Genomic DNA, 15,687 nt, shown 5'->3' with positions numbered 1-15,687 from the left:
CCAGCATCACGCCGCTGCGAAAGTTTTCCCCAGCGTCATGATCGCCGCCACGTGCCGCTCGGCGATCGCGAGCGCATCCTCGCCATATCCGCCACCGACCGTGCTCGCGAGTGGCACATCCCTCGCAATCGCAAGGCTCGCGATCAACCGCTCCCGCCGTTCTAAGCCGTCCAAGGTCAGCGCCAACCGCCCGAGCCGATCGCCCTCGAACGGATCCACGCCCGCTTGGTACAGGATCAACTCCGGCCGAAACTCGTCGAGCAAAGGTACCAGCGTCGCCTCCAGCGTCGCCAGATACGGCTCGTCGCCGACCTTGTCCGGCAACGGCACGTCGACCGTCGAACGCGCCTTCCGCACCGGAAAGTTCTTCTCCGCATGGATCGAATAGGTCGCGATCTCCGGCCGCCCCGCCAGCAGCGCCGCAGTCCCGTCGCCCTGATGCACGTCGCAATCGACGACGAGAACACGCGCCACGCGGCCCTCGTCGATCAGCCGCGCCGCTGCCACCGCCAGATCGTTGAACACGCAGAACCCTGCGCCGGTATTCGCCAGCGCATGATGGCTCCCGCCCGCCGTGTTCGCCGCAAACCCGTGCTCCAACGCAAGGCACGCCGCGAGCCACGTCCCATGCGGGACGATCGCCGCGCGCGCCGCCACCGCCGCAGTCACCGGGAAGCCGATCCGCCGCTCCTTCTCCTTCGGCACGTCCGCGCGGAGAACTTCGGCAACGTAATCCTCGTCATGCACCGCCTCCAACCACGCGGTCGGCGTCGTCTCGGCGCGGTGCCACGCCACCGCATCGCCCTTTTCGAGCAGCAGGTCGCGGATCAGCCCGTTCTTGTTCCAGCGATAGGTCGAGCGCGCCGGCGCTGGCGTGACATAGTCGGGATGGTGGACGACATGGATCATGCTCCGTAGGTAGGAGCGCGCTGCCCGACCCCCAAGTTGCCCGAGCCCCAAGCATCTGCGTTGCGGAGACTATTTTTGACCGACGTTTCGACCCTGCCCTACCGTCCTTGCGCCGGCATCATGCTCATGAACGCGGACGGCAAGATCTTCGTCGGCCAGCGCAACGATTCGCCGCTGGAGGCATGGCAGATGCCACAGGGCGGGATCGACCCCGGCGAGGACGCCGAAGCCGCCGCACTGCGCGAGCTCGGCGAGGAAACCGGCGTGATGCCAGACAAGGTCGAACTGATCGCCGAAGCGCCCGGCGAGTTCGTCTACGACCTTCCCCCCGAGTTGCTCGGCAAAGTCTGGAAAGGCAAATGGCGCGGCCAGACGCAGCGCTGGTTCCTGTACCGCTTCCTCGGCACCGACGCCGACGTGAACATCGCCACCGATCACGAGGAGTTCCGTGCGTGGCGCTGGAGCGATCCCGCCGACCTGCCGCGGCTGATCGTGCCGTTCAAGAAGGCGCTCTACGAACAGGTACTCGCCGCCTTCGCGCCACATCTCGGCGCATAATAGCTTCTCCGCGCAGTTCCCAATCGGTTGCGCGGCCGTTACGGAAACCGGCGTGCGTCGCTTACTCTGCCTCATCCTCGCCCCGCTGTTGCTCGCCAACGCGCCCGATCCGCAATCGGTCATGATTCCCGAGACGATCCGCGCGATGCTCGATGCCGCGCTGGAGGCGGGCAACGAGGCCGACGTCGCGACGATCGCGAAATATGCACGCGCCGCCGATCCGCTGAGCGGCGACGCGGTGCTCGCGGTCGCGGAAAAGTGGAAGGCCGATCGCGCCGAACAGCGTACCCAGGTGATCCGTCAGGCCAGCTTTCTCGACCTGTGGAGCGGCAAGGCGGAGGTCGGCGGCTATCTGACGACGGGCAATTCGAACACGGCGGGCGGCACCGCAGTGATCGATCTCGCCCGCGAAGGCCTGCGCTGGCGTCAGAAATTCCACGCCCAGGCCGACTATCAGGAAAATCTCAACATCACGACGCGCGAGCACTACCTCGCCTCGTACGAGCCCAACTACAAGATCGACGAACGCGCCTATATCTACGGCGTCGCGCAATATGAAGGCGACCGGTTCCTCGGCTATTTCAATCGGTATTCGACGTCGGTCGGTGCCGGTTACAGCGTGATCAAGACCGCCGGGACCAAGCTCGATCTCGAGCTCGGGCCAGCATATCGATACACCGAATTCACCGACAATACCGAGCAGAGCAGCATCGCCGCGCGCGGAACCGCGAACTTCAGCATCCGTATCCTCTCCGGGCTGTCGGTCAGCCAGGTCGCGTCCGCCTATGTCCAGCGCTACAACAGCACGCTGAGCGGTACCACCGCGCTGACCGCCAAGCTGATCGGTCCGCTCTCCGCTGCGCTGTCGTACAATGTCCAATATGAAAGCGAGCCCCCGATCGGCTCGGTCTCGACCGACACCACCAGCCGCGCCTCACTGGTCTACAGCTTCTGACGCTGTTCCCACGCACGTCCGGCCCGGCTAGGGTCGCATGATGAGGGGACTTTCAACTATCGAGCGCGACGCCGTGGACGCGGCGCGCGCGGCACCGATGCTCGCGCAGGTCGAGGCCTGGGCGGCGGTGAACAGCGGCACGCGCAATCTGGCGGGGCTGGCGACGATGGCGGGCCTGCTCGGCGACGCCTTTGCGCGATTGCCGGGCGAGGTCACGCTGGTCGAGCCGACCCCGGTTGACAGCGTCGGATCGGACGGCGTCGTGTCCTCGCTCCAGCACGGCAAGCATCTGCATCTGGTGGTCAGGCCTGACGCACCGGTGCGGATGCTGTTCACCGGGCACATGGATACGGTCTATTCGGTCGATCACGCGTTCCAGTCGCTTCGCTGGCTGGACGATGGCAGTCTCAACGGTCCCGGCGTCGCCGACATGAAGGGTGGCCTCGCGGTGATGCTCGCCGCGCTCGCCGCGGTCGAGGCGAGCCCGGCAGCAGCGCGGATCGGCTATGACGTGGTGATCAACTCGGACGAGGAGACCGGCTCCTTCTCCTCCGCCGCGCTGCTCGCCAGCGCCGCGCAGGGCAAGGTGGCCGCGCTCACCTACGAACCCGCGCTGGCCGACGGCACGCTGGCGGGCGCGCGGGGCGGTACGGGCAATTTCTCGATCGTCGTCCGCGGCCGCAGCGCGCACGCGGGCCGCAACCCAGACGATGGCCGCAACGCGATCGTCGCCGCCGCCGATATCGCGGTGCGGCTGGCGAAGGTCCGCGGCCCGCGTCTGGCGGTCAATCCGGCACGGATCGAGGGCGGCGGGCCGAACAACGTCGTCCCCGACCTCGCCATCCTCCGCATCAACTTCCGCCCCGCGACGCTCGACGAGATCGCGCGCGCGCAATCGCACATCGAGTCCGCCGTCGCGATGGTCGCCGCCGAGCACGACGTCCGGATCGAGGTTCATGGCGGTTTCAACCGTCCGCCCAAACCGATCGACGCGGGCGCCGCGCGGCTGTTCGACCTTGTAAAGGGCACCGGCAAGGATCTGGGCCTCGACATCGCGTGGAAGGCAACCGGCGGCGTCTGCGACGGCAACAACATCGCGGCCGCCGGCGTGCCGGTCGTCGACACAATGGGTGTCCGCGGCGGCGCCATCCATTCGGTGGACGAGTTCATGATCCCCGACAGTCTGGCCGAGCGCGCGGCGCTGTCGGCCGTCACCATAATGCGTATCGCGGAGGGCCGTTTGTGAGTTTCAGGATCCGGGCCGCGGTCGACGACGATCTCCAGCATCTCTACGAAATGGCCAAGCTCACGGGCGGCGGGTTCACCAACCTGCCCCCCGATCGGCGCGCGCTGACCGCCAAGCTCGAACGCAGCCACGCCGCGTTCGCGCGCACCGACGGCCCGGTCCAGGACGAACTGTTCGTGCTGGTGCTCGAGAATGTCGCGACGAAGGAAGTCCGCGGCACCTGCCAGATCTTCACGCAGGTCGGCCAGAGCTATCCGTTCTACAGCTACCGGATCGGCCAGCTCACGCAGCACAGTCGAGAGTTGAACCGCACGTTCCGCGCCGACATGCTGACGCTCGCCACTGACCTGGAGGGTGCAAGCGAAGTGGGCGGGCTGTTCCTCCATCCGGGCGAACGCGCCGGTGGCCTCGGCCTGTTGCTCGCCCGCAGCCGCTACCTCTTCATCAAGATGCACCGCGCGCGCTTCGCCGACCGCATCCTCGCCGAACTACGTGGGGTGATCGACGAAGCGGGCGGCTCGCCGTTCTGGGACGGTCTGGCAGGGCGGTTCTTCGGCATGAATTTCCAGGACGCGGATCAGTTCAACGCGATCAACGGCCACCAGTTCATCGCCGACCTGATGCCCAAGCACCCGATCTACACCGCGATGCTCACCGAAAGCGCGCGCGCCGCGATCGGCCTGCCCCACCCTTCAGGTCGTGCGGCGATGCGGATGCTCGAGAACGAAGGCTTCGCGTTCGAAAACTATGTCGACATCTTCGACGGTGGCCCGACGATGACCGCGCGCACCGACCGGGTCCGCACCATCGCCGAAGCGCGTCAGAGCCGGATTGCCGCGATAGATGGCGGCGGTGGCGAGCAGGACCTGGTCGCCACCGGGCACCTCGCGGATTTCCGTGCAGCCTTCGGCGATGTCCGCGATGCTGACGACGGGATCGTCGTGGCTCGAGACTGCGCCGACGTGCTAGCGGTCGGCGAAGGCGATACGGTCCTGCACGTCAGCCGTATCTGACCCGCGACGACCTAGATCCGTCGGGTTAACTTACAGTTAACCATCTGGGTACATTCGGGATCGGCAGAATTTCGCCACTGGCACGGCTCTTGCTAGTTTCGCGACATGTGGACCAAATTCGCCCGTCTGTTCGTCGTCAAGACCAAGTTCGAGGCGTTCCTCGTCATCTACGGGCTGGGGCTCGGCGCGGTCGAGCGCGGGATGCATTACCTCCAGCAATACCCGGGCTATGGCGGCTGGCTGTTGTTCGCAGCCTGCCCCATCGCGGTCTTCATGGCCGGCGGGCGGTTGATCGACTCCGTGGACCCGTCGCGCGATCGCTAGCCGCGCTGCTGGGATAGGTGCAGATAGCGCGTCGAGAAATCGGCGAGCTCGCGCAACGCATCCCAGCGCGGAAAGCTGATCCGGCGTCGGTTTCGCGAGATCAGTCCATCGGATTCGAGCGACTTTATCGTCCGGTTTACATGCACCGCGGTCAAACCCAGCGCATCGCCCAGCTGCTCCTGGCTCATCGGCAATTCATAGCCCTCGGGCCCCGTCAGCCCCTGCATATCGAGGCGGATCGCAAACTCGCAAAGGAAGTGTGCGAGCCGTGACCGTGCATCGCGGCGGCCCACGTTCAGGATCCATTCGCGAAAGATCGACGCCTCGACCAGCGTGTTGATGAAGATCGCATTGCCGATCGACGCGCGCGACCGCGCCAGCTCGCGCAGCGCGGTCCGCGGGATCGTCGCGACATCCGCACGGGTCAGCGTCTGGACGTTGTGATCCGCGACATCGAGAAAGAGGTGCTGGAAATCGAGCGCTTCGCCCGGAATGTGCATCGACACGATCTGTCGCATGCCCGACCCCGTGAGTTTCTGGCGATAGGCGAACCCCGTCAACAACACCGCGCATTGCGCCGGTGCATCGCCCTCGCGCACCAGATACGACGAGGCCTCGTAGGTCCGGCAGGTGTAGGGAAGCGCGAGCAGCGCCGACCGATCGGCGGCATCGAGGACAGCGTGCGTCTCGAGTTTGCGGACCAACAGCGACAGCGGTCCGGAGGTTGAACTCATAAACGTATTCCCGCAAAAATCGGGGCGGGAGCACAAGCCTCTCTCGGTCGTCAGAGCCCATGCGTCGGCTGACGATAACCGATAATAACATAGAAGGACGCCCGCTATTCACACATATCTTACGAAAGATAAATATTACCAAAATAAATATCGCGCGCAGCTGTGTGGATAATCTCTGTGATTAGACTGAATTATATCCTAAATTCATTGTTACGATAATCGCGCGATCATGGAATTTAAGGGCGATATATCGCAACGTGCGCCTCTTATTTCGGCTCCATTTTTGGCGAGGCCATTACGATTTCGATCAGATTATTTAGCCTGAAAAATCGTGGATTATCGATGAAATGATTGCGCGGGAGAAACGCCCTTCCACCGCTGGACCAGTCCCGCGAATACCATATCGACGGAGTCGACCTGCGCAGCGAGGCGCTGATGCAGCCGGCCGGCTTCGTCGCGGAACCGCCGGGCAAGGGCATTATCGGGGACGATGCCCATCCCCACCTCGTTCGACACGAACACCGCCCGGCCCCGCATGCTGCCGATCACCGCCAGCAAGTCGACCGTTCGCGCCTCGATATCGTGGTCGCCGAGCAGAAGGTTCGTCATCCAGAGCGTCAGACAATCGACCAAGATGACGCTGCCCGCGCCATCAGCGTCCACCAGCGCCTCGGAGAGCGCGATCGGCGCCTCCACGGTCCGCCAGCGCGCGTCGCGGTCCGCGCGGTGACGGACGATACGATCGACCATCTCGTCGTCAAAGGCTTGCGCCGTCGCGACATAGGCCAGATCACCGCCCTGTGCGGCGGCCTGTTCGGCCATCGCCTGCGCATGGCGACTCTTGCCCGATCGCGCGCCCCCCAGAACCAACAGGCTTTTGCCGAACGACGCGTCCACTGAATACATTTCACACCCCTTCGCGCTTGCGGCGCGTCAGCGGAATGACGATGACGCCGGGAAGATCAAGCGAAAGCCCGTCTGATCGTGTGAAAGATGGTATGTCGGCACTGCGCGTTCATGGAGGAAGGGTCGACATTGCCGCGCGGCTTTATCCCGACGCGCCGCGGCCGTGGCTGGATCTTTCGACCGGGATCAATCCCCGACCCTGGGTGCCCCCTTCCGGGATAGAGGTCGATACGCACGCGCTGCCTTCGCCCGATGCGCTGCTCGACCTCGAGGCGGTGGCGGCGGAGGTGTTCGGCACCACCCCTGACCGCGTCGTCGCGCTGCCGGGCAGCGAGATCGGGCTGCGGTCGCTGGACGCGCTCGACCTCCCCTCCCCGTTCCGGGTCGTCGTCCCGAGCTACGGCACGCACGCTGAGGCTTTCGCGAATGCCCAGTGTATCGACCGCGCGGCGATCGACAGCGTCACGACCGGGACCGTGTTGCTCGCGAACCCCAACAATCCCAATGGCCGGCGCGATGTGCCCGAGCGTCTCGTTGGTCTCGCCCGACGCGGCGCGTGGCTGGTCGTCGACGAGGCGTTTGCCGATGTCGTGCCCGAGACCAGCATCGTGCCGCATCTCGCCGCCGACGACCGCGCGGTCGTGTTCCGCTCGTTCGGCAAGTTTTTCGGACTTGCCGGCCTCCGCCTGGGCTTCATGATCGCGCCGGTGGATCTCGCGACTGCGATGCGGCGCAGGTTGGGAAGCTGGCCCGTATCCGCGCAGGCGATCGCCTATGGATGCGCGGCCTATCGTGATACCGCCTGGCAAACCCAGGCGCGCCAATCGATTGGCGCGCGCGCCGATCGCCTCGATGCCCTGCTGCATCGCCACGACATCGCCACCGCCGGCGAATGCCCGATGTTTCGCCTGGTCGAACACGATGCGGCCGACGCGATATTCGAGCGCCTCGCGCACGCGGGCATCCTAACCCGCCGCTTCGATTATGCGCCGCGGTGGCTGAGACTGGGCGTGCCGGGCGACGATACCGCATTCGCCCGCCTCGATGCAGCCCTCGCGCATGGCTGAACCCGTCGCCCTGGTCGCGCTGGTGCTGGACATCGCGATCGGCTGGCCAGCGGCGCTTTACGCGCGGATCGGCCACCCCGTCGGCGGCTTCGCCCGCCTCATCGGATACACGGAGAAAAACTGGAATAGGACGGCCTGGTCGTTCGCGAAACGGCGCATTGCCGGCGTTCTGGCGCTTGTTCTGCTACTCAGCGTGACGATTGCCACCGCCCTGGCGCTCGTCGCGCTTGCCCGCTTTGCGCTTGGTCCGCTCGCATGGCTCGGGCTAGGCCTGCTGGCGGCGCCCGGGTTGGCGGTTCGCAGCCTGTACGATCATGTCGTGCCGTGTGCGACGGCGCTCGAAGCCGGCGACCTCCCCGCCGCACGATCCCGCGTCGGGATGATCGTCGGGCGCGACGTCGCATCGCTCGACGAGAGTGGCGTCGCGAGCGCCGGGATCGAGAGCTTGGCGGAAAGCCTATGCGATGGGGTCGTCGCACCGCTGTTCTGGCTGCTCGTGGCGGGCGTACCCGGGCTGTGGGCCTACAAGGCGATCAACACGGCGGACAGCCTGATCGGTCACCGCGAGGACCGCTGGCGCGCGTTCGGCTGGGCAGCCGCGCGCACCGACGATCTGGCCAACCTTATCCCGGCGAGGCTCAGCGGGATTCTGCTGTGCCTCGTCGGCGGTGGGTGGCGGACGATGCTGCGCGACGCGGGCAATCACGCCTCCCCGAATGCCGGCTGGCCCGAAGCGGCGATGGCCGGTGCGCTCGATCTGCGGCTCGCCGGGCCGATCGCCTACGACGGGGTGAGCGTCGCCAAGCCGTATATCGGCGATGGCCGCGCCGACGGCACCGTAGCCGAACTCCGCGCCGCGCTCGGCATCTATCGCCGGGTGTGCGTGCTGCTGCTCGTCGTTGTGGGAGGGATTGCATGGGCGCTCTGATGCTCCAGGGAACCGGCTCGGATGTCGGCAAGTCGGTGCTCGTCGCGGGACTGTGTCGCGCGTTCGCCAATCGCGGGCTCTCGGTCCGCCCGTTCAAGCCGCAGAACATGTCGAACAATGCCGCCGTCACCGCCGATGGTGGCGAGATCGGCCGCGCGCAGGCCACCCAGGCGATCGCGTGTCGCGTCGCGCCCAGCGTCGATATGAACCCGGTGCTGCTCAAGCCGCAGGGCGACCGCACCTCGCAATTGATCGTCCGCGGGCAGGTCCGCGGCACGCTCGCCGCTGCGCGCTGGCGCGAGGGGCGCGAAGGACTGCTGGTCGACGTGCTCGACAGCTTCGAGCGACTGTCGGCCGGCTGCGATCTCGTCGTCGTCGAAGGCGCGGGCAGCCCCGCGGAGATCAACTTGCGCGCCAACGACATCGCCAACATGGGGTTCGCGCGGGCGGCCGACGTCCCCGTGGTGCTGGTCGGCGACATCGACCGCGGCGGCGTGATCGCAGCGATCGTCGGCACGCGCGCGGTGATCGATCCAGACGATGCGGCGATGATCCACGGCTTCCTGATCAACAAGTTCCGCGGCGACCCTGCGCTGTTCGACGACGGCTATCGCGCAATCGAGGCACGCAGCGGATGGCGCGGGTACGGTGTCGTGCCGTGGCTGACCGACGCGGTACGGTTGCCGAGCGAGGATGCGGTAATCCTCGAACGCCCGGTCGCCAGCACCCAGCGTAAGGTCACGATCGCCTGCCCGATCACGCCACGGATCGCCAATTTCGACGACCTCGACCCGCTCCGGCTCGAACCCGGCGTCGCGCTGGTGATGGTGCCGCCGGGCTCGCCGATCCCCGACGTCGACATGGTAGTGCTCGCCGGGTCGAAGGCGACGATCCCCGATCTCGCCTTCGTCCGCGCGCAAGGCTGGGACATCGATATCCGCGCGCATCATCGCCGCGGCAAGCCGGTGCTCGGGCTGTGCGGGGGCTACCAGATGCTAGGTCAGAGCATCGCCGATCCGGACGGGATCGAAGGGCCGGCCGTGCGCGTCGACGGGCTGGGACTGCTCGACGTCGACACAATCCTCACCGGCCGCAAGACGCTCGACCGGGTCCGCGGGCGGTCGCAGGGTGCGGCGTTCGAGGGCTACGAGATGCACATGGGTGCGACGACCGGGCCGGCCACCGCGCGCCCGGTCGGCCACCGCGCCGATGGCAGTCCCGAAGGTGCGACGAGCGCGGACGGACTGGTGGCGGGCAGCTATGTCCACGGCCTGCTGGCGCTCGCGGAGCAACGCGCGGCGTGGCTGTCGCGGCTCGGCGTTACGGCCAGCGGGCCCGATCACGGCGCGTCGATTGATGCCGCACTCAATGCGATTGCCGCGACGCTCGAACGTTATGTCGATCTCGACGCGCTGCTGGCGCTAAGCGAGCGCGCCGGCCACCGCGAGCGCGACTAGCAGCCCGGTCTCGACGATCTCGATCCCGGCGCCGTGCGCATCGCCTGTCACACCGCCGAGCGCCCGCCGCAGCCAGGTCGCGACGACGAGCACGAGCAGCGGCAAGGCGACAAGCGCCGGCACCGCGACAGCGGCAAGCGCGAGCAGCAGCCCCCACCCCAGAAGGTCACGCCCACGCACCGCACCGGCAACCGCTGCGCCGAGACCGCCGGGACGCAGCGGCGGCAACAGTCGCGCCCAGACAAGCGGTCCCATCCTCGCGGCGAACGGCATGAAGATCAACGCCCAGCTCGCTCCCACCGCGTGCAGCAGCACCAGCTTGGCGAGCATCTGACCGGCAATCGTGACGACGCCGAAGCTGCCGATATGCGGATCGGCCATGACCGCGAGCAACCGCGTCCGATCGCCGTGCGCCGCGCCCAGCCCATCGGCGAGGTCGGCGAGCCCGTCGAGATGCAGCGCGCCGGTGATGGCGATCCAGGTCAGCAGCGCGGCACAGGCGCCCGTCCACGGATCGACGAGTGCACCGAGCCAGCCGGCCGCGGTGACGAGCGCGCCGATCGCGAGGCCAACGATCGGGTAAAAGCGGATCGCCGTCGCGAAATCCTCAGCGCCGACGTCGACGCGCGGCATCGGCAAGCGTGTCAGGAACCCGAACGCGACGATCAGCCGCTTCACGTCGCCAGCCCGACGATCTGCACAGTCCGTGGCTGGCCCGGCCAAATGCGTAGCGAGACAAGCGCGGCATAGGGCAGATCGAACGCCCAGACCTGCCGCCGATCGAACCCGCACAAGTCCGCGAGTGCCGCCCGGATCGCGCCGCCATGCGTCACGACCAGCGTCGAGACCGCCGGCATTTCCGCGAGTGCGCGCGCGACACGGTCCTGCAACGCGGACCAGCGCTCGCCATCGGGCGGCGGCGACGCGTCGGGATCGTCATAGAACGCGGACAACGCTGCGGAGTCGATTGCCGCGGGAGCTAGCCCGTCCCAGACGCCGAAATCGAGTTCCCGCCATCTTGGGTCAACCTTGACGGGAACACCTCGTGGGCCTCCGATCGCCTCCGCACAAGCGCGCGCGCGGATCAGGTCGGACGCCTCGATCCGGTCCACCGCGAGGCCGTCCGCCCGCGCGACGCAGGCGGCGATCCCCGCTTCGGTTGCCGGGTCGTCGGTCCGCCCGAGCAACCGCCCCGGCACCGCAGGCGCGCCATGCCGCATCAGATACAGCATGTGCGCGCTCACGCCGCCGAAACGCCCGCCTCGGCGAACGTCGCCATATCGGCATGCACCGCCAGCGCCGCCCGGACGAGCAACGTCGCGGTCGCCGCACCGCTGGCTTCGCCCAGCCGCATCCCGAGCGACAGGAGCGGCTCGAGCCGCAATAGCTCCAGCAGACGCCGATGCCCCGGTTCGGCCGAGAGATGCCCGGCCAGGCAATGCGCGAGGATGTCGGGACAGGCCGCCGCCAACGGCGCGACCGCCGCACAGCAGATGAACCCGTCGAGCATCACCGGTACGCCCGCCAGTCGCGCCGCCACTACCGCGCCCGCAATCGCTGCCAGTTCACGCCCGCCGAGCCTGCGCAAGATCTCGAACGGCGTGGTAAGAGCATCCCGGTGCAACGCGATTCCCGCCTCGACGACCGCGATCTTGCGTCCAATACCCTCGCCATCGACCCCCGTGCCCGGCCCGACCCAGTCGACCGCAGACCCGCCGAAGCTCGCCAGACACAACGCCGCAGCGGCGGTAGAATTGCCGATGCCCATCTCGCCGAGCACGACTAGGTCCGGCGCATCTGCGACCGCCACCGCGCCCGCGTTGATCGCGGCAAGGCACTCGTCCTCGGACATCGCCGCGGCTTGCGTGAAATCCACAGTCGGCCGGTCGAGGTCGAGCGACGCGATCTTGAGATCGAGGCCGGCCGCGCGCGATAGTGCGTTGATCGCCGCACCGCCATGCTCGAAATTGGCCACCATCTGCGCGGTGACGGAAGCCGGAAACGCGCTGACGCCGCGCGCGACGACGCCGTGGTTGCCCGCGAACACGACCGCGCTGCCGCGATCGAGCCGGGGCAGCGGATTACCCTGCCAGCCGGCCATGAACACCGCGATATTCTCCAGCCGACCGAGCGAGCCCGGTGGCTTGGTCAGTTCCCCCTGCCGCGCGATCGCCGCGGATCGCGCCGCGGCGTCCGCCTGCGGCAAGCCGCGTAACGCCGCCAGAAACGCAGCGGGCGTCGCGAACGCGGTCATTCGACGACGAACCCGGCGGGCGGCGTGCGGGTGATGAAGTGACCCTTCACGCCTTGCGGCCATTGCTTGAACGGCACCTGCCCGAACGCGCTCTCGCCGTAGAGCTTTGCATAATCGAGGATTGCGCGGGCGGCGTCTTCGGTCGGCTCGAACCGGCCGAGCACATAGCCGACCTTGGCCGGCGCGCGCAGATGGATCGTGCAGAACTCCTGGCAGGCGAACAGGCACGGCATCTCCTGCACCGCGACGTCGGCATAAGCGGGATCGCTCGCCTGCACCGCCTTCAATGCGTTGACGAGCCGCGCGCCGCCACGCACGCCTTCACCGTCATCGCGGGCGTCGGTGGAATGGCGACACGTATTGCACGCGACCACCGCGACGCCGTCGTCGACCGGCTTCAGCATGTCCGTTCCCGGACGATCTCGGAACGTTGTGAACTTGGCATAGGAACCCCTTCGGACAGTCGGTCCCGCACCGCGCGAGAGGCCGAAGGCGCACGCCTCCAGCCTTCGCGCGACGCGAAGCGATGTCGTCGCTCGGGGTGTTACCCGTCCGTTCGGCGCACCCTGGCCGGACGAAAGACGACCGCGACGGGCAGGTCTCCTGGCTCGCGGGTCAACGCCGTCCGCGCCGCCTTCTCGGGACCATCCCAATGGCATGAGGCACGATGGCTCGCCGCGTACAGTTGCAGGGGCAGCCGGGTGTTTCCCGTTCCCATTTTCATCCCCCTCCGCGCGAGCATCGAGGGAACCTGTCGCGGGGGCAGCGATAGGCGGGAGGAAGACACGGCGCAAGACACGGCTACGTCGGTTGGAAGTCCGCCAGCCATCCCCACGCGCTCCCGTCATCCTGACGAAAGTCAGGATCCAGGGTATCGGGCGGTGGCCCTCGTGGCTCTGGGTCCTGACTTTCGTCAGGATGACGGACGGTCCTCGTAACGGGCCGCAGAGTAGGAAGCCGCCTAGAACTCCACGCCCGCCTGCGCCTTCACCCCAGACCGGAACGGATGCTTCACCTGCGTCATCTCGGTCACTAGGTCCGCCATCTCGATCAGCGCATCCGGCGCATTCCGCCCGGTCACCACGACATGCGTCATCTCTGGCTTGCCCGCCAACACCGCGAGAACCTCGTCGACCGGCAGATACTCATACCGCAGCACTATGTTGAGCTCGTCCGCCACCACCATCGCGTAGGTCGGATCCGCGATCATCCGCTTGACCTCGTCCCAAGCCTCGCGCGCCACCGAGATATCGCGCGCGCGGTCCTGCGTGTCCCAGGTAAACCCCTCCCCCATCGGCTTGAACTCGCACAATGCGGGGAACGCATCGAAGATCGCCTTCTCGCCGGTCGCCATCGCGCCCTTGACGAACTGCACCACGCCGACCTTGCGCCCATGCCCGATCATCCGCACCGCCATGCCGAACGCCGCGGTCGACTTGCCCTTGCCCTTGCCGGTGTGGACGATGATCAGGCCCTTCTCGATCGTCTTGCTCGCGACGATCCGGTCGTGGACCTCCTTGCGCTTGGCGCTCTTGGCATTCTGTTCGTCGTCGGTCCGCATGATCAAGTCCTCTCGTCCTCCCGATGGCGGATCGCGCCGCGCGGCGCTAGAGCGACCGACATGCTCCGCATTACCGACCTCAAGCTCCCGCTCAACCACGCTGACGAAGCGCTCCCCGCCGCGATCCGCGATCGCCTGCGCGTCACCCCGCGCGACCTGATCCGCTACACCGTGGCGCGTCGCGCGCACGATGCCCGCGACAAGATGGACATCCAGCTCGTCTATTCGGTCGACGTCACGCTGAAGAACGAGGACACCGTCCTCACGCGCTTCCGCAAGGATCGCCACGTCCAGCGCACCCCCGACACGGGGTACCGCTTCGTCACCAAGGGCGGCGCGAGTTACACCGGCCCCCGCCCCGTCGTCGTCGGCGCAGGCCCGTGCGGATTGTTCGCCGGCCTGATCCTCGCGCAGATGGGGTTCCGCCCGATCATTCTCGACCGCGGCAAGGTCGTCCGCGAACGCACCAAGGACACCTGGGGTCTCTGGCGCAAAAGCGTCCTCAACCCCGAATCCAACGTTCAGTTCGGCGAGGGCGGCGCCGGCACCTTCTCCGACGGCAAGCTCTGGAGCCAGATCAAGGACCCGCGTCATCTCGGCCGGAAAGTCCTGACCGAGTTCGTCAAAGCCGGCGCCCCGCCGGAAATCCTCACCGAAGCGCACCCGCACATCGGCACCTTCCGCCTCGTCACGATGGTCGAGAGCATGCGCGAGACGATCGAGGCACTCGGTGGCGAATACCGCTTCTCGACCCGCGTCGACGGTCTCGACATCGTCGAGGAAGCCGGCACGCGCCAACTCCGCGGTCTCCATCTCAGTACCGGCGACTATCTCGAAGCCAACCACGTCGTCTTCGCGGTCGGCCACAGCGCGCGCGACACGTTCGAGATGCTCCATACCACGGGTGTCCACGTCGAGGCGAAGCCGTTCTCGATCGGCGTCCGCATCGAGCATCCGCAGTCGTGGATCGACGAAGCGCGGTTCGGCCCCTGCGCCGGCCACCCGGATCTCGGCGCGGCGGCGTACAGCCTGTCGCATCACTGCAAGAACGGCCGTACCGTGTACAGCTTCTGCATGTGCCCGGGCGGCACTGTCGTCGCCGCGACTTCCGAGGAAGGCCGCGTAGCGACCAACGGCATGAGCCAATATTCGCGCAACGAACGCAACGCGAACTCGGGCATCGTCATCGGCATCGACCCCGAGCGCGACTATCCCGGCCACCCGCTCGCCGGAATCGAGCTGCAGCGCCATTGGGAATCGCGGGCGTATGTCGCGGGTGGCTCGAACTACAAGGCGCCTGCGCAACGCATCGGCGATCTGCTCGCGGGCCGCGCGTCGACCGCCCTCGGCTCGGTGATCCCGTCGTACAAGCCGGGCGTCCACATGACCGACCTGTCCGAGTGCCTGCCCGACTTCGCGATTACCGCGCTACGCGAGGCGCTGCCCGCATTCGGCCGCGAGATCCCCGGCTACGATCACCCCGACGCAGTGCTCACGGGCGTCGAGACCCGCACCTCGTCGCCGGTCAGGATCACACGCGGCGACGATTTCGTCAGCCTGAATACGGCAGGATTGTTCCCGGCGGGCGAAGGCGCCGGCTATGCGGGGGGCATCCTCTCGGCGGCGGTCGACGGCATCAAGGTCGCGGAGGCGGTCGCGCTCAGCCTCACTGCCTGACGCCCGAAACGAGCGCCCGAATACCACCCCGGCGAAGGCCGGGGCCCAATCGGGGGACGTCGATGACAGAGGACGATCCTCAGTTACCGCGGCCGTTC

At 67.2% G+C, this 15,687-nt stretch carries 17 protein-coding genes and 1 riboswitch; of the genes, 9 read left to right on the top strand and 8 right to left on the bottom strand.

Annotated features, from left to right (window positions below):
• Window positions 1–6 precede the first annotated feature (6 nt).
• Window positions 7–909 (bottom strand): histone deacetylase, encoded by a 903-nt coding sequence (locus C8J47_RS07130; protein WP_121885063.1) that lies wholly within the window; start codon window positions 907–909, stop codon window positions 7–9.
• A gap of 75 nt (window positions 910–984) precedes the next feature.
• Here C8J47_RS07130 and C8J47_RS07125 point away from each other — a divergent pair, with 75 nt between their 5' ends.
• The 5 genes from C8J47_RS07125 to C8J47_RS07105 all read left to right on the top strand — a co-directional run bounded on the left by C8J47_RS07125 (window position 985) and on the right by C8J47_RS07105 (window position 5,005).
• Window positions 985–1,467 carry an RNA pyrophosphohydrolase gene (locus C8J47_RS07125; protein ID WP_121885062.1) on the top strand — a complete coding sequence of 161 codons (483 nt, stop codon included), beginning with the start codon at window positions 985–987 and terminating at the stop codon, window positions 1,465–1,467.
• Window positions 1,468–1,519: 52 nt separating this feature from the next.
• Window positions 1,520–2,422, top strand: coding sequence for a YdiY family protein (locus C8J47_RS07120; RefSeq protein ID WP_056049075.1), 903 nt, complete (start codon window positions 1,520–1,522; stop codon window positions 2,420–2,422).
• A 40-nt stretch (window positions 2,423–2,462) separates the two neighbouring features.
• The gene (locus C8J47_RS07115) at window positions 2,463–3,668 is read left to right on the top strand and encodes a hydrolase (protein ID WP_121885386.1); all 1,206 of its coding nucleotides are present in this window, start codon (window positions 2,463–2,465) and stop codon (window positions 3,666–3,668) included.
• Complete coding sequence (locus C8J47_RS07110) at window positions 3,665–4,681, top strand: arginine N-succinyltransferase (protein ID WP_121885061.1); 1,017 nt, start codon at window positions 3,665–3,667, stop codon at window positions 4,679–4,681. The genes C8J47_RS07115 and C8J47_RS07110 overlap by 4 nt, the downstream gene beginning before the upstream one ends.
• A 105-nt stretch (window positions 4,682–4,786) precedes the next feature.
• Window positions 4,787–5,005, top strand: coding sequence for a hypothetical protein (locus C8J47_RS07105; protein ID WP_056049081.1), 219 nt, complete (start codon window positions 4,787–4,789; stop codon window positions 5,003–5,005).
• Here the strand turns inward: C8J47_RS07105 and C8J47_RS07100 are convergent.
• Together C8J47_RS07100 and cobU are read right to left on the bottom strand one after the other, a co-directional pair.
• Window positions 5,002–5,739, bottom strand: coding sequence for a Crp/Fnr family transcriptional regulator (locus C8J47_RS07100; protein WP_121885060.1), 738 nt, complete (start codon window positions 5,737–5,739; stop codon window positions 5,002–5,004). The two genes, C8J47_RS07105 and C8J47_RS07100, sit on opposite strands and share 4 nt — an antisense overlap.
• Window positions 5,740–6,075: 336 nt before the next feature.
• Entirely contained in the window at window positions 6,076–6,645 is a 570-nt protein-coding gene (gene cobU, locus C8J47_RS07095) for a bifunctional adenosylcobinamide kinase/adenosylcobinamide-phosphate guanylyltransferase (RefSeq protein ID WP_121885059.1), read from the bottom strand.
• 203 nt (window positions 6,646–6,848) lie between these two features.
• Between cobU and C8J47_RS07090 the strand changes: the two genes are divergently transcribed.
• Genes C8J47_RS07090 through C8J47_RS07080 form a run of 3 tightly spaced genes read left to right on the top strand, consistent with a single transcriptional unit; the run spans window position 6,849 to window position 10,097 of the window.
• Window positions 6,849–7,712, top strand: coding sequence for an aminotransferase class I/II-fold pyridoxal phosphate-dependent enzyme (locus C8J47_RS07090; protein WP_310886120.1), 864 nt, complete (start codon window positions 6,849–6,851; stop codon window positions 7,710–7,712).
• Complete coding sequence (cbiB, locus tag C8J47_RS07085) at window positions 7,705–8,640, top strand: adenosylcobinamide-phosphate synthase CbiB (protein WP_121885057.1); 936 nt, start codon at window positions 7,705–7,707, stop codon at window positions 8,638–8,640. Before C8J47_RS07090 ends, cbiB begins: the two co-directional genes overlap by 8 nt.
• On the top strand, window positions 8,628–10,097 hold the full coding sequence (locus C8J47_RS07080; RefSeq protein WP_121885056.1) for a cobyric acid synthase: 1,470 nt from the start codon (window positions 8,628–8,630) through the stop codon (window positions 10,095–10,097). The genes cbiB and C8J47_RS07080 overlap by 13 nt, the downstream gene beginning before the upstream one ends.
• On the opposite strand, the gene cobS is transcribed toward C8J47_RS07080, so the two are convergent.
• The 5 genes from cobS to cobO form a co-directional block, all read right to left on the bottom strand.
• The gene (gene cobS / locus C8J47_RS07075; protein ID WP_121885055.1) at window positions 10,062–10,775 is read right to left on the bottom strand and encodes an adenosylcobinamide-GDP ribazoletransferase; all 714 of its coding nucleotides are present in this window, start codon (window positions 10,773–10,775) and stop codon (window positions 10,062–10,064) included. The two genes, C8J47_RS07080 and cobS, sit on opposite strands and share 36 nt — an antisense overlap.
• A complete protein-coding gene (locus tag C8J47_RS07070) occupies window positions 10,772–11,341 on the bottom strand; it encodes a histidine phosphatase family protein (RefSeq protein WP_121885054.1) in 570 nt (189 codons plus the stop codon). The genes cobS and C8J47_RS07070 overlap by 4 nt, the downstream gene beginning before the upstream one ends.
• Window positions 11,338–12,351 (bottom strand): nicotinate-nucleotide--dimethylbenzimidazole phosphoribosyltransferase, encoded by a 1,014-nt coding sequence (cobT, locus tag C8J47_RS07065; protein WP_121885053.1) that lies wholly within the window; start codon window positions 12,349–12,351, stop codon window positions 11,338–11,340. The genes C8J47_RS07070 and cobT overlap by 4 nt, the downstream gene beginning before the upstream one ends.
• Window positions 12,348–12,755, bottom strand: a complete 408-nt coding sequence (locus C8J47_RS07060) for a DUF1636 domain-containing protein (RefSeq protein WP_056049106.1) — start codon at window positions 12,753–12,755, stop codon at window positions 12,348–12,350. The genes cobT and C8J47_RS07060 overlap by 4 nt, the downstream gene beginning before the upstream one ends.
• Before the next feature lie 171 nt (window positions 12,756–12,926).
• Window positions 12,927–13,121: riboswitch (cobalamin riboswitch) on the bottom strand.
• Window positions 13,122–13,312: 191 nt separating this feature from the next.
• Window positions 13,313–13,912, bottom strand: coding sequence for a cob(I)yrinic acid a,c-diamide adenosyltransferase (gene cobO / locus C8J47_RS07055; RefSeq protein WP_404969252.1), 600 nt, complete (start codon window positions 13,910–13,912; stop codon window positions 13,313–13,315).
• 60 nt (window positions 13,913–13,972) lie between these two features.
• Between cobO and C8J47_RS07050 the strand changes: the two genes are divergently transcribed.
• Entirely contained in the window at window positions 13,973–15,589 is a 1,617-nt protein-coding gene (locus C8J47_RS07050) for an NAD(P)/FAD-dependent oxidoreductase (RefSeq protein WP_121885051.1), read from the top strand.
• Window positions 15,590–15,687 lie beyond the last annotated feature (98 nt).

Source organism: Sphingomonas sp. PP-F2F-G114-C0414 (genome assembly GCF_003688595.1).
Classification (GTDB): Bacteria; Pseudomonadota; Alphaproteobacteria; order Sphingomonadales; family Sphingomonadaceae; genus Sphingomonas.
This window is presented reverse-complemented; position numbering and strand designations above follow the sequence as displayed.